Below are 14,431 nucleotides of genomic sequence, written 5' to 3' on the forward strand. Positions count from 1 at the left end.
CTTTGTACGCTCCGGTGCTCGTTCGGTCGCTTCCTTGACCTGTTCGTTTCTTTCCACCCTATAACGGCTGAAAATAACTTCAACCTACTTTGAGGAATTGCTCCCTCAAAACTGAACAACAAACTCGTCAACAATCTGTGATGGAATGTAAATTCCATTTTCCTTAGAAAGGAGGTGATCCAGCCGCACCTTCCGATACGGCTACCTTGTTACGACTTCACCCCAATCATCTATCCCACCTTAGGCGGCTGGCTCACATAAAGTGTTACCCCACCGACTTCGGGTGTTACAAACTCTCGTGGTGTGACGGGCGGTGTGTACAAGGCCCGGGAACGTATTCACCGCGGCATGCTGATCCGCGATTACTAGCGATTCCAGCTTCATGTAGGCGAGTTGCAGCCTACAATCCGAACTGAGAATGGTTTTATGGGATTGGCTTGACCTCGCGGTTTCGCTGCCCTTTGTACCATCCATTGTAGCACGTGTGTAGCCCAGGTCATAAGGGGCATGATGATTTGACGTCATCCCCACCTTCCTCCGGTTTGTCACCGGCAGTCACCTTAGAGTGCCCAACTAAATGCTGGCAACTAAGATCAAGGGTTGCGCTCGTTGCGGGACTTAACCCAACATCTCACGACACGAGCTGACGACAACCATGCACCACCTGTCACTCTGTCCCCCGAAGGGGAACGTCCTATCTCTAGGAGTGTCAGAGGATGTCAAGACCTGGTAAGGTTCTTCGCGTTGCTTCGAATTAAACCACATGCTCCACCGCTTGTGCGGGCCCCCGTCAATTCCTTTGAGTTTCAGCCTTGCGGCCGTACTCCCCAGGCGGAGTGCTTAATGCGTTTGCTGCAGCACTAAAGGGCGGAAACCCTCTAACACTTAGCACTCATCGTTTACGGCGTGGACTACCAGGGTATCTAATCCTGTTTGCTCCCCACGCTTTCGCGCCTCAGCGTCAGTTACAGACCAAAGAGTCGCCTTCGCCACTGGTGTTCCTCCACATCTCTACGCATTTCACCGCTACACGTGGAATTCCACTCTTCTCTTCTGCACTCAAGTCCCCCAGTTTCCAATGACCCTCCACGGTTGAGCCGTGGGCTTTCACATCAGACTTAAAGGACCGCCTGCGCGCGCTTTACGCCCAATAATTCCGGACAACGCTTGCCACCTACGTATTACCGCGGCTGCTGGCACGTAGTTAGCCGTGGCTTTCTGGTTAGGTACCGTCAAGGTACGAGCAGTTACTCTCGTACTTGTTCTTCCCTAACAACAGAGTTTTACGATCCGAAAACCTTCATCACTCACGCGGCGTTGCTCCGTCAGACTTTCGTCCATTGCGGAAGATTCCCTACTGCTGCCTCCCGTAGGAGTCTGGGCCGTGTCTCAGTCCCAGTGTGGCCGATCACCCTCTCAGGTCGGCTACGCATCGTTGCCTTGGTGAGCCGTTACCTCACCAACTAGCTAATGCGCCGCGGGCCCATCTGTAAGTGACAGCGTAAACCGTCTTTCAGCTTTCCTACATGAGTAGAAAAGGATTATCCGGTATTAGCTCCGGTTTCCCGAAGTTATCCCAGTCTTACAGGCAGGTTGCCCACGTGTTACTCACCCGTCCGCCGCTAACTTAAAAAGCAAGCTTTTTAAGTCCGCTCGACTTGCATGTATTAGGCACGCCGCCAGCGTTCGTCCTGAGCCAGGATCAAACTCTCCATATAAGAGTAAGATTAGCTCCGAAGCTAAACTCTAGCTTTTTGTTACTTGTTGTGTTTATAACTTAGTTATAAACGTTTATTGTTGACGTTTTGTTTGTTCAGTTTTCAAAGAGCAATTTCGTTACTTCTATCAGAAGCAACTTTTATATAATAACAATACCAGAAAGGTTTGTCAATATATTTTTCAAAATAATTTGGTGGAGCCTAGCGGGATCGAACCGCTGACCTCCTGCGTGCAAGGCAGGCGCTCTCCCAGCTGAGCTAAGGCCCCATTATAATGGTCGGGAAGACAGGATTCGAACCTGCGACCCCTTGGTCCCAAACCAAGTGCTCTACCAAGCTGAGCTACTTCCCGAAATATGGCGCGCCCGAAAGGAGTCGAACCCATAACCTTCTGATCCGTAGTCAGACGCTCTATCCAATTGAGCTACGGGCGCATATAAAAAACAATGGTGCCGAGGACCGGAATCGAACCGGTACGGTAGTCACCTACCGCAGGATTTTAAGTCCTGTGCGTCTGCCAGTTCCGCCACCCCGGCATTGTCTTTGGAGCGGAAGACGGGATTCGAACCCGCGACCCCCACCTTGGCAAGGTGATGTTCTACCACTGAACTACTTCCGCGTTTATTAATTTTTAAGGATGCGGGTGAAGGGAGTCGAACCCCCACGCCTTGCGGCGCTAGATCCTAAGTCTAGTGCGTCTGCCAATTCCGCCACACCCGCATATTTAAAACAAAAAAATGGTGAGCCATGGAGGATTCGAACCTCCGACCCTCTGATTAAAAGTCAGATGCTCTACCAACTGAGCTAATGGCTCAACATAAAATGGTGCCGGCGAGAGGACTTGAACCCCCAACCTACTGATTACAAGTCAGTTGCTCTACCAATTGAGCTACCCCGGCAATTTGTATTTTATATTATCTATTATAGGATATATAGGCAAGATTTAAATTCCGTTGCTGTGGTAAATTCGAGGGATTATATTCGATCGTGCTCTACCAATCAAGGCTATACCGGTATTTTTCATACAGCTTGTCTACTAATAAATATGGTGGAGGATGACGGGATCGAACCGCCGACCCTCTGCTTGTAAGGCAGATGCTCTCCCAGCTGAGCTAATCCTCCAATATAATATGCCTGGCGACGTCCTACTCTCACAGGGGGGAGAGCCCCCAACTACCATCGGCGCTGAGAAGCTTAACTTCCGTGTTCGGTATGGGAACGGGTGTGACCTTCTCGCTATCGCCACCAGACTATTTTGTTTTTGAGAGTTGTTCCCTCAAAACTAGATTATGTGTAAGAAGAAAGAACCGAATTAATCGTTTTTGTCCAGCTACAACACCGATAAACAGGCGTTTTTCGCTTTTCATTTTTAGTTAAGTCCTCGATCTATTAGTATTTGTCAGCTCCACATGTCGCCATGCTTCCACCTCAAACCTATCAACCTGATCATCTTTCAGGGATCTTACTAGCTTGCGCTATGGGAAATCTCATCTCGAGGGGGGCTTCATGCTTAGATGCTTTCAGCACTTATCCCTTCCGCACATAGCTACCCAGCTATGCCTTTGGCAAGACAACTGGTACACCAGCGGTGCGTCCATCCCGGTCCTCTCGTACTAAGGACAGCTCCTCTCAAATTTCCTACGCCCACGACGGATAGGGACCGAACTGTCTCACGACGTTCTGAACCCAGCTCGCGTACCGCTTTAATGGGCGAACAGCCCAACCCTTGGGACCGACTACAGCCCCAGGATGCGATGAGCCGACATCGAGGTGCCAAACCTCCCCGTCGATGTGGACTCTTGGGGGAGATAAGCCTGTTATCCCCGGGGTAGCTTTTATCCGTTGAGCGATGGCCCTTCCATGCGGAACCACCGGATCACTAAGCCCGACTTTCGTCCCTGCTCGACTTGTAGGTCTCGCAGTCAAGCTCCCTTGTGCCTTTACACTCTACGAATGATTTCCAACCATTCTGAGGGAACCTTTGGGCGCCTCCGTTACTTTTTAGGAGGCGACCGCCCCAGTCAAACTGCCCACCTGACACTGTCTCCCACCCCGATAAGGGGTGCGGGTTAGAATGTCAATACAGCCAGGGTAGTATCCCACCAATGCCTCCACCGAAGCTAGCGCTCCGGCTTCCAAGGCTCCTACCTATCCTGTACAAGCTGTACCAAAATTCAATATCAGGCTACAGTAAAGCTCCACGGGGTCTTTCCGTCCTGTCGCGGGTAACCTGCATCTTCACAGGTACTATAATTTCACCGAGTCTCTCGTTGAGACAGTGCCCAGATCGTTACACCTTTCGTGCGGGTCGGAACTTACCCGACAAGGAATTTCGCTACCTTAGGACCGTTATAGTTACGGCCGCCGTTTACTGGGGCTTCAATTCAGAGCTTCGCATTGCTGCTAACCCCTCCTCTTAACCTTCCAGCACCGGGCAGGTGTCAGCCCCTATACTTCGCCTTACGGCTTCGCAGAGACCTGTGTTTTTGCTAAACAGTCGCCTGGGCCTATTCACTGCGGCTCTCTCGGGCTTTAACACCCAAAAGAGCACCCCTTCTCCCGAAGTTACGGGGTCATTTTGCCGAGTTCCTTAACGAGAGTTCTCTCGCTCACCTTAGGATTCTCTCCTCGCCTACCTGTGTCGGTTTGCGGTACGGGCACCTTGAACCTCGCTAGAGGCTTTTCTTGGCAGTGTGGAATCAGGAACTTCGGTACTATATTTCCCTCGCCGTCACAGCTCAGCCTTTATGGTAACGGGATTTTCCTCATTACCAGCCTAACTGCTTGGACGTGCTAATCCAACAGCACGCTTACCCTATCCTCCTGCGTCCCCCCATTACTCAAACGGTTCATAAGGTGGTACAGGAATATCAACCTGTTGTCCATCGCCTACGCTCTTCAGCCTCGGCTTAGGTCCCGACTAACCCTGAGTGGACGAGCCTTCCTCAGGAAACCTTAGGCATTCGGTGGATGAGATTCTCACTCATCTTTCGCTACTCATACCGGCATTCTCACTTCTAAGCGCTCCACCAGTCCTTACGGTCTAGCTTCAACGCACTTAGAACGCTCTCCTACCACTGACATCTATTGATGTCAATCCACAGCTTCGGTGATACGTTTAGCCCCGGTACATTTTCGGCGCAGAGTCACTCGACCAGTGAGCTATTACGCACTCTTTAAATGGTGGCTGCTTCTAAGCCAACATCCTGGTTGTCTAAGCAACTCCACATCCTTTTCCACTTAACGTATACTTTGGGACCTTAGCTGGTGGTCTGGGCTGTTTCCCTCTTGACTACGGATCTTATCACTCGCAGTCTGACTCCCAAGGATAAGTATTTGGCATTCGGAGTTTGTCTGAATTCGGTAACCCGATGGGGGCCCCTAGTCCAAACAGTGCTCTACCTCCAATACTCTTACCTTGAGGCTAGCCCTAAAGCTATTTCGGAGAGAACCAGCTATCTCCAAGTTCGATTGGAATTTCTCCGCTACCCACACCTCATCCCCGCACTTTTCAACGTGCGTGGGTTCGGGCCTCCATCCAGTGTTACCTGGACTTCACCCTGGACATGGGTAGATCACCTGGTTTCGGGTCTACGACCACATACTTATTCGCCCTATTCAGACTCGCTTTCGCTGCGGCTCCGTCTTCTCAACTTAACCTCGCATGTAATCGTAACTCGCCGGTTCATTCTACAAAAGGCACGCTATCACCCATTAATGGGCTCTAACTACTTGTAGGCACACGGTTTCAGGATCTATTTCACTCCCCTTCCGGGGTGCTTTTCACCTTTCCCTCACGGTACTGGTTCACTATCGGTCACTAGGGAGTATTTAGCCTTGGGAGATGGTCCTCCCTGCTTCCGACGGGATTTCTCGTGTCCCGCCGTACTCAGGATCCACTCAGGAGGGAACGAAGTTTCAACTACAGGGTTTTTACCTTCTATGACTGGCCTTTCCAGACCTATTCATCTACCCCGTTCCTTTGTAACTCCATGTTGAGTGTCCTACAACCCCAAGAGGCAAGCCTCTTGGTTTGGGCTAATCCCGTTTCGCTCGCCGCTACTCAGGGAATCGCGTTTGCTTTCTCTTCCTCCGGGTACTTAGATGTTTCAGTTCCCCGGGTCTGCCTTCAGTACCCTATGTATTCAGGTAAAGATTCTATCCCATTACGGATAGAGGGTTTCCCCATTCGGAAATCTCCGGATCAAAGCTTACTTACAGCTCCCCGAAGCATATCGGTGTTAGTCCCGTCCTTCATCGGCTCCTAGTGCCAAGGCATTCACCGTGCGCCCTTTCTAACTTAACTTACTTCGAACAACGATAAGCTTCGTATCTCTGCGTCAGCTCTCTCACTCTGCTCCTCACGTACTGTTGTACGCTCCGGTGCTCGTTCGGTCGCTTCCTTGATCTACTCGCTTCTCCTCGTTCTCATGGTTTCTGCTATTTGATAGATGGTATTTGACTACTATCTACTATAAATAGAGAATCTAAGATGGCGATTACTCGGTTTCTTTCTTGGTTCTTACATAATCTAGTTTTCAAGGAACAATTTGTGGCTGAAAATTAACTTCAACCTACTTCGAGGAATTGCTCCCTCAAAACTGAACAACAAACTCGTCAACAATCTGTGATGGAATGTAAATTCCATTTTCCTTAGAAAGGAGGTGATCCAGCCGCACCTTCCGATACGGCTACCTTGTTACGACTTCACCCCAATCATCTATCCCACCTTAGGCGGCTGGCTCACATAAAGTGTTACCCCACCGACTTCGGGTGTTACAAACTCTCGTGGTGTGACGGGCGGTGTGTACAAGGCCCGGGAACGTATTCACCGCGGCATGCTGATCCGCGATTACTAGCGATTCCAGCTTCATGTAGGCGAGTTGCAGCCTACAATCCGAACTGAGAATGGTTTTATGGGATTGGCTTGACCTCGCGGTTTTGCTGCCCTTTGTACCATCCATTGTAGCACGTGTGTAGCCCAGGTCATAAGGGGCATGATGATTTGACGTCATCCCCACCTTCCTCCGGTTTGTCACCGGCAGTCACCTTAGAGTGCCCAACTAAATGCTGGCAACTAAGATCAAGGGTTGCGCTCGTTGCGGGACTTAACCCAACATCTCACGACACGAGCTGACGACAACCATGCACCACCTGTCACTCTGTCCCCCGAAGGGGAACGTCCTATCTCTAGGAGTGTCAGAGGATGTCAAGACCTGGTAAGGTTCTTCGCGTTGCTTCGAATTAAACCACATGCTCCACCGCTTGTGCGGGCCCCCGTCAATTCCTTTGAGTTTCAGCCTTGCGGCCGTACTCCCCAGGCGGAGTGCTTAATGCGTTTGCTGCAGCACTAAAGGGCGGAAACCCTCTAACACTTAGCACTCATCGTTTACGGCGTGGACTACCAGGGTATCTAATCCTGTTTGCTCCCCACGCTTTCGCGCCTCAGCGTCAGTTACAGACCAAAGAGTCGCCTTCGCCACTGGTGTTCCTCCACATCTCTACGCATTTCACCGCTACACGTGGAATTCCACTCTTCTCTTCTGCACTCAAGTCCCCCAGTTTCCAATGACCCTCCACGGTTGAGCCGTGGGCTTTCACATCAGACTTAAAGGACCGCCTGCGCGCGCTTTACGCCCAATAATTCCGGACAACGCTTGCCACCTACGTATTACCGCGGCTGCTGGCACGTAGTTAGCCGTGGCTTTCTGGTTAGGTACCGTCAAGGTACGAGCAGTTACTCTCCTACTTGTTCTTCCCTAACAACAGAGTTTTACGATCCGAAAACCTTCATCACTCACGCGGCGTTGCTCCGTCAGACTTTCGTCCATTGCGGAAGATTCCCTACTGCTGCCTCCCGTAGGAGTCTGGGCCGTGTCTCAGTCCCAGTGTGGCCGATCACCCTCTCAGGTCGGCTACGCATCGTTGCCTTGGTGAGCCGTTACCTCACCAACTAGCTAATGCGCCGCGGGCCCATCTGTAAGTGACAGCGTAAACCGTCTTTCAGCTTTCCTACATGAGTAGAAAAGGATTATCCGGTATTAGCTCCGGTTTCCCGAAGTTATCCCAGTCTTACAGGCAGGTTGCCCACGTGTTACTCACCCGTCCGCCGCTAACTTAAAAAGCAAGCTTTTTAAGTCCGCTCGACTTGCATGTATTAGGCACGCCGCCAGCGTTCGTCCTGAGCCAGGATCAAACTCTCCATATAAGAGTAAGATTAGCTCATTGCTAAACTCTAGCTTTTTGTTACTTGTTTTGTTTATAACTTAGTTATAAACGTTTATTGTTGACGTTTTGTTTGTTCAGTTTTCAAAGAGCAATTTTGTTGTTTATGTCTCTATCAGACGACTTTTTAATATTACCAGAAGTCTTTTTCTGAGTCAACACTTTTTTAAAAGTTTTTTTGTTTGTTGCTAACTTGTTTCAGCAACAGATATTAATATACCACCCTATTTGCGTTGTTGCAACAACTTTTTAAAAGAAAAAATATTCTTATAATTTGATTCCAAGTTTACTATAAAACGAAAATTATATCTATCACCCTATAGTCATGAAATATTTGATCCAATTAGTTCTCCTTTCCCTTCTTTCTTTTTATAAACACTTCCTTCACTTTCCTGTTTCTATTCTTATAAAGAAAAAAAGCAGAGCACCATACACGGCACTCTGCTTTTTTCATTAACGATGTCTCATTAAAGGAAATAATAACACGTCTCTTATAGATGGAGAGTTGGTTAACAGCATCACTAAACGATCAATGCCAATTCCCAATCCGCCTGTTGGCGGCATACCATACTCCAACGCTTCAACAAAGTCATCATCCATTAGATGAGCTTCATCATTTCCTTGCTCGCGCTCTTTTAATTGGGCTTCAAATCTTTCACGTTGATCAATCGGGTCGTTAAGCTCTGTAAAAGCATTAGCATGCTCGCGACCTACGATAAATAACTCAAAACGGTCTGTAAAACGTGGATCTGCCTCATTTTTCTTTGCCAATGGAGAAATTTCAACAGGATGTCCATAAATAAAAGTAGGCTGGATTAATTTCTCTTCTACTCTTTGTTCAAAGAATTCGTTAATAATATGACCATAAGCCATGTTATCTTTAATCTCAATACCGTTTTCTTTTGCTAACTTTCTAGCTTCATCCAGGCTTGTCTCTGGCCAGAAATCAACACCAGTATATTGCTTAATAGCATCTACCATATGAAGTCTTGTCCATTCCGGTTTAAGATCTACTTCGTATTCTCCATAAGGAACTGTTGTAGAGCCGTGTATTTCTTGCGCAATATGTGCTACTAAGTTTTCTGTTAGGCTCATGATATCACGATAGTCCGCATATGCTTCATACAATTCAATCATTGTAAATTCAGGATTATGACGAGTAGAAACTCCCTCGTTACGGAAAACCCGGCCAATTTCATATACTTTTTCTAATCCACCAACAATTAATCGTTTCAAGTGAAGCTCAATCGCAATACGCATGTAAAGCGGCATATCCAATGCATTATGATGTGTAGTAAACGGGCGTGCAGATGCTCCCCCTGCAATAGAATGCATCATCGGTGTTTCTACTTCTAAATAACCATGGTCATCTAAATATCTGCGCATAGATTGGATTATTTTACTGCGAAGTATAAAAGTAGTTCTGCTTTCTTCACTTGCAATTAAATCTAAATAACGTTGACGATAGCGTTGCTCGATATCTTTTAAACCATGAAACTTGTCTGGTAGTGGGCGAAGTGCTTTTGTTAATAAAGTAAAATCTTTCACTTTAATAGATAGCTCACCAACGTTTGTTTTGAATAAAACACCTTCTACTCCGACAATATCCCCTAAATCAACTGAATTAAAGATAGCATACTGCTCTTCTCCAACATTATCTTTTCGAACATATAATTGAATTTGTCCTTCAAGATCTTGAATGTGGGCAAAACCAGCTTTTCCTTTTCCTCTTTTCGTCATCACTCTTCCAGCAAGTGTAACTTTAACCGCTTTTTCTTCTAATTCCTCTTTTTCAAAAGAATTGTATTGTTGCTTAAGCTCCTCCGATAAGTTTGTTCTTTCAAAGCGTTTGCCGAATGGATCTACTCCTTGATCACGCAGCTCATTCATTTTGTTGCGTCTAACTTGTAACTGGTCATTTAATTCTTCATGACTCATTTTTAATCATCTCCACAATCTTTTTTATGTATGATTACCTAAAAAAGGAATCGTAAATTTTTATACATACTTTATTATTCTACACAATGTCGGGATTACAGACACTAAAAAAGAAAAAAAACTGTCAGATTTTTCACCGACAGCTATTTTCAACACATATTTATAGAAGATAGAAACAGAAAATGTCAAAACTAGCCTACGTATATTTCCTTTTCTTTTTGTTCTTCTTCTATTACGAGATTATTTAACAGCGTTACCAGTTGTTCTCGTGTGTCGCATTCATTAATTCCGTTTCTCGCTTTTGCATTTCCTCTTATCCCTTTTAAGTACCATGCTGCGTGTTTTCTCATTTCTCTTACTGCAACCTTTTCATTCTTTAAAGAAATTAAACGATCTAAGTGCAAAATGCACACTTTTATTTTTTCACGTGTAGATGGTTCTTCCATTAGTTCGCCCGTTTGTAGATAGTTGACTGTACGATAGATCATCCATGGGTTTCCTAACGCTGCTCTTCCTATCATTACGCCATCACAGCCAGTCTCATCTAACATTCTTTTCGCATCTTGTGGAGTTTGAACATCTCCATTTCCAATTAAAGGGATATTAATTGATTGTTTTACTTCCCGAATAATATCCCAGTTTGCTTTTCCTTCATACATTTGCACACGTGTACGGCCATGAAGTGATATAGCGCTTCCTCCAGCTCGTTCTACTGCTTGAGCATTTTTTACTGCATAAATATGGTCTTCATCCCAGCCCATACGCATTTTTACTGTAACAGGTTTATCTACCGCATCTACAACAGATGCAACCATTTCATAAATCTTATTTGGATCTAAAAGCCATTTTGCTCCTGCATCGCATTTTGTGATTTTAGGGACTGGGCACCCCATATTAATGTCTATAATATCGGCATTTGTATTTTTATCAACAAATTGTGCTGCTTCGACAAGTGTTTCCCTTTCTCCTCCAAATATTTGTAAACTCAGCGGATTTTCTCTTTCGTCTATATATAACATATTCAATGTTTTTTTATTTTTTAAAACAATCCCTTTGTCACTAATCATCTCAGCACATACTAGACCTGCGCCAAATTCTTTAACCGTTAAACGAAATGCTGAGTTACAAATACCTGCCATCGGAGCCAGCACTACTTGGTTTTGCATTTCTACGTTACCTATTTTAAACAATGGTTCTAACCTCCTTTTACTATTTTTGTTCGTTTGAATTAGGCTCTAATTCTTTTCTACTTATATTTAAAACTTTTACAATTAGATCTATCATGTCATCGGAAGGCATTCGGTTTCCTCGTTCAATCTCTCCAAGGATAGAAACTGAGACAAGAAGTTCTTTTGCCAAACCTTCTTGCGTATATCCCTTTAATTTTCGAAAAGCGCGAATACGTCTTCCCCATTTTTCTGTTGTCTCCATATCCTTACTCCTTCTTTATCCCGCAAAAACTTTGTGCAATCTTTTAAAGGTGCTTGTTTATTAGGCAATAGGACAGCTTCAGCAATTTCCAATAAAGGAATCACTACAAACGCCCGCTCTTCTATTCTTGGATGTGGAATATTTAATTTCTCTGATTCTATATTTTCTTGATTATACAATAAAATGTCAAGGTCTATCGTTCGCGGCCCCCACCTAATTATCCTTTTTCTTCCAAGTTCATTTTCAATATGCTGACAGGCTTCTAACAGGGAATACGGATCTAACGAAGTCCTAATATGCAAAACGATATTTAAAAATAGTTCCTGCTCTTTAAGTCCAACCGGATCCGTTTCATAAATAGATGAAATATTTACTACATTTATTTTTGCATGTTTCGCTAGCAAATAAACAGCGTCTTTTAAAAACTCTAGTCTGTTTCCTATATTAGAACCAAGGGAAAGATATGCGGTATTATTCATTGTCTTGTCCTCAAAATTTCAACAGATACAGACTCATAGTGGCCTGGAATTGGTGGATCAGGCTTTATCACTGCAACACGTACACTTTCAAGTCTACTATATTTGTTCAAAAGTTTTTTTGTTATATTTTCAGCAAGTGCTTCAATCAACTGAAATGGTTCTCCTTCTACTATTTCCTTCACATCAAAGTAAAGCTGACCATAATTAACGGAATATTTCAGGTTATCACTTTCACCCGCTTCCTTTAAATCTGCTTCAACCTCTAAATCTATTATAAAACGTTGTCCCAGTTTATTTTCCTCTGGAAATACTCCGTGATAACCGTAAAACTCCATTTTTGTTAAGCGTATCTTATCCACTGTATTTCCCCTTTTCCATTAAAGCATCCATCATTTTTGCCATTCTAGCCATTTCCTTTACATCATGAATACGAATTATTTGGCAACCCTTTTGAATGCCATAACAAACGGTTGCGCCAGTCCCTTCCACTCTTTCGGAAACAGGTAAATCTAAGATATGTCCGATCATCGACTTTCTGGATGTTCCAAGTAAGACTGGGTATCCAAGTTCTACTAGTTTATCTAAATGTCGCATCATTTCTAAATTATACGTTAGATTTTTGGCGAACCCTATTCCTGGATCTAATATAATTGCTTCATCCTTTACTCCAGCAGTCTTTGCAATCTCTATACTCTCCGATAAGTCGGATAATACATCCTCTATAAAATTAGAATAATGCTGATTATCTCGATTATGCATTAAAATAATCGGTGCGCCTTTCTCTGCTGCCATTGCTGCCATTGCGGGATCCTTTTTCGCTCCCCAAATATCATTGATTATATGAGCACCAGCTTTTAATGCCTCTTTTGCTACTTTGCCTTTATAGGTATCAATTGATATTGGTATATTGACCTCTTTAGAAACGACCTCAATAATAGGAATCACTCTTTCTAATTCCTCTTCTGCTGAAATTTCGACATACCCTGGTCTTGTAGATTCTCCCCCAATATCGATAATATCCGCTCCGTTTTCCACCATTTCTAAAGCATGTTGCACGGCTTTATCTTTTTCTTTATACTTCCCTCCATCAGAAAACGAATCGGGATTTACATTCAAAATCCCCATTATCAGTGTTTTCTCCTTATAGTTGAGAGAGTGTGGCCCACATTTTAATATCATATTATTTTCCCTCCATCTCTTTGATTGACCATAACGAACCGGAAAGTCTTCGATATTCTTTATGAAAAGAAGATACCACTTTCCCTACTGCACCATCAAATAAATGGTTATTAATGCTTTTGAGCGGAATGATTTCTTGGATAGAGTTTGTAGCAAATACTTCTTCTGCTTGTTTCACCTCTTCAATGAAATAAAAACCTTCTTCTACTGTCATTCCTATATGTTTTGCATATGCCATAATGAACTGTCTAGTTATTCCATTTAAAATGCCAGTCTCTATACATGGGGTATAAAGAATATTATTCTTCACCCAAAACAAATTAGTTGTAACACCTTCTGCTAAATGCTGTTCCTTTGTTAAAAATACCCCCTCGATCTCCAAGCCTGAACCAATTTCCCGTTTCGCTAGAATATTATTCAAATAGTGATGAGATTTTAACCTTTCGTTTCCTTCCGGGGTATTGCGGGGAATAGTCAAAACCTCCCCCTGTTTTTCTATCATCCCACCTGCCTCTGGCAATGGTTTTATAAACATTACGATATTCGGCTGCATATAAGGATCTGTTTGCAAACCAATTGCACCACTTCCAGCCGATACATTAAATCGAATATATGCGTTTTTTAAGTCATTCTTTTTTAATAAAGCTTGTATGATGTTATTTACATCTTCCCTTATAAAAAACTGATCAATATTTAATAACTTTAACCCTCTATTTAAACGTTCTAAATGGTCATCCAGTAAAAAGGGATGACCATCATAAATACGAAATGTTTCAAACAAACCTAATCCATACATAAAACCATGATCAAAAACCGAAATAACCGCCTCTTCTTGCTTAACAATGCTTCCATTTATATAAATATACATAGCCTACTCTTTTCCGTCTTTTGAATAATAAGTAACAAAGTTCTTTAAAAGTTCCATTCCTGCTGTGGTCATAATCGATTCTGGGTGGAATTGCACCCCTTCAATTGGCAGCTCCTTATGGCGTATTGCCATAATTTCTCCTTCTTCTGTCCAAGAAGAAACTTCAAAACAGGAAGGAAGCGTCTCTTTTTTCACTAATAAAGAATGATACCTTGTCGCTGGAAACGGGTTTGGCAGACCTGCAAAGATTGTTTTTCCATCATGGTACATATTTGATACTTTTCCGTGCATTAAGTTCTCCGCTTGGACAACATCCCCATCAAAAGCTTGTGCGATAGATTGATGACCTAAGCACACACCAAATATGGGAACTTCTCCTGAAAAAGCCGTAATTGCCTCTAAACTGATCCCCGCTTCATTTGGGCTGCACGGTCCTGGTGAAATCATCAAATAGTCAGGATTCTTTTTTCTTATCTCTTGGATAGAAGTTTGATCATTTCTTTTAACAACAAGCGTTTCTCCTAGTGAACCTAAATATTGAACAAGATTATAAGTAAATGAATCATAATTATCAATCATATAAATCATGGCGT

8 protein-coding genes, 9 tRNA genes and 4 rRNA genes are annotated in these 14,431 nt (G+C 44.1%); all 21 read right to left on the reverse strand.

All coding sequences use genetic code 11. From position 1 onward, the window contains the following. Positions 1-167: 167 nt before the first annotated feature. A 16S ribosomal RNA gene (locus AC5LWL_RS00505) occupies positions 168-1,718 on the reverse strand. 192 nt (positions 1,719-1,910) lie between these two features. Next, positions 1,911-1,986 (reverse strand) — tRNA-Ala (locus AC5LWL_RS00510). A 7-nt stretch (positions 1,987-1,993) separates the two neighbouring features. After that, positions 1,994-2,070, reverse strand: a tRNA-Pro gene (locus tag AC5LWL_RS00515). Positions 2,071-2,075: 5 nt separating this feature from the next. Beyond that, a tRNA-Arg gene (locus tag AC5LWL_RS00520) sits at positions 2,076-2,152 on the reverse strand. A 13-nt stretch (positions 2,153-2,165) separates the two neighbouring features. Then, positions 2,166-2,254 (reverse strand) — tRNA-Leu (locus AC5LWL_RS00525). A gap of 8 nt (positions 2,255-2,262) precedes the next feature. Further along, positions 2,263-2,337, reverse strand: a tRNA-Gly gene (locus tag AC5LWL_RS00530). Positions 2,338-2,356: 19 nt separating this feature from the next. Then, a tRNA-Leu gene (locus AC5LWL_RS00535) sits at positions 2,357-2,438 on the reverse strand. Between the two features lie 18 nt (positions 2,439-2,456). Continuing rightward, positions 2,457-2,532: transfer RNA gene (locus tag AC5LWL_RS00540), tRNA-Lys, on the reverse strand. A gap of 9 nt (positions 2,533-2,541) precedes the next feature. Beyond that, positions 2,542-2,617, reverse strand: a tRNA-Thr gene (locus AC5LWL_RS00545). Between the two features lie 147 nt (positions 2,618-2,764). Further along, positions 2,765-2,840: transfer RNA gene (locus AC5LWL_RS00550), tRNA-Val, on the reverse strand. Positions 2,841-2,850: 10 nt separating this feature from the next. Then, a 5S ribosomal RNA gene (gene rrf, locus AC5LWL_RS00555) occupies positions 2,851-2,968 on the reverse strand. Positions 2,969-3,087: 119 nt separating this feature from the next. Further along, positions 3,088-6,024 (reverse strand): 23S ribosomal RNA (locus AC5LWL_RS00560). 351 nt (positions 6,025-6,375) lie between these two features. Continuing rightward, positions 6,376-7,926 (reverse strand): 16S ribosomal RNA (locus AC5LWL_RS00565). The 16S, 23S and 5S rRNA genes sit together here with 9 tRNA genes alongside, the layout of an rRNA operon. Positions 7,927-8,396: 470 nt before the next feature. Continuing rightward, a complete protein-coding gene (lysS, locus tag AC5LWL_RS00570) occupies positions 8,397-9,881 on the reverse strand; it encodes a lysine--tRNA ligase (protein ID WP_493432541.1) in 1,485 nt (494 codons plus the stop codon). Positions 9,882-10,072: 191 nt separating this feature from the next. Continuing rightward, positions 10,073-11,071, reverse strand: coding sequence for a tRNA dihydrouridine synthase DusB (gene dusB / locus AC5LWL_RS00575; RefSeq protein WP_493432542.1), 999 nt, complete (start codon positions 11,069-11,071; stop codon positions 10,073-10,075). Between the two features lie 19 nt (positions 11,072-11,090). Next, the gene (locus AC5LWL_RS00580; RefSeq protein ID WP_493432543.1) at positions 11,091-11,312 is read right to left on the reverse strand and encodes a helix-turn-helix domain-containing protein; all 222 of its coding nucleotides are present in this window, start codon (positions 11,310-11,312) and stop codon (positions 11,091-11,093) included. Next, positions 11,261-11,791: a 2-amino-4-hydroxy-6-hydroxymethyldihydropteridine diphosphokinase gene (folK, locus tag AC5LWL_RS00585; protein WP_493432544.1), complete on the reverse strand. Its 531-nt coding sequence runs from the start codon at positions 11,789-11,791 to the stop codon at positions 11,261-11,263. The genes AC5LWL_RS00580 and folK overlap by 52 nt, the downstream gene beginning before the upstream one ends. After that, on the reverse strand, positions 11,788-12,150 hold the full coding sequence (gene folB / locus AC5LWL_RS00590; protein ID WP_493432545.1) for a dihydroneopterin aldolase: 363 nt from the start codon (positions 12,148-12,150) through the stop codon (positions 11,788-11,790). The genes folK and folB overlap by 4 nt, the downstream gene beginning before the upstream one ends. After that, positions 12,143-12,970 (reverse strand): dihydropteroate synthase, encoded by an 828-nt coding sequence (folP, locus tag AC5LWL_RS00595; protein WP_493432546.1) that lies wholly within the window; start codon positions 12,968-12,970, stop codon positions 12,143-12,145. The genes folB and folP overlap by 8 nt, the downstream gene beginning before the upstream one ends. 1 nt (position 12,971) lies before the next feature. Continuing rightward, a complete protein-coding gene (gene pabC, locus AC5LWL_RS00600) occupies positions 12,972-13,838 on the reverse strand; it encodes an aminodeoxychorismate lyase (RefSeq protein WP_493432547.1) in 867 nt (288 codons plus the stop codon). A gap of 3 nt (positions 13,839-13,841) precedes the next feature. Beyond that, positions 13,842-14,426, reverse strand: a complete 585-nt coding sequence (pabA, locus tag AC5LWL_RS00605) for an aminodeoxychorismate/anthranilate synthase component II (RefSeq protein ID WP_493432548.1) — start codon at positions 14,424-14,426, stop codon at positions 13,842-13,844. Positions 14,427-14,431 lie beyond the last annotated feature (5 nt).

It is taken from the genome of Niallia sp. WK069_GA_01, assembly GCF_983173855.1.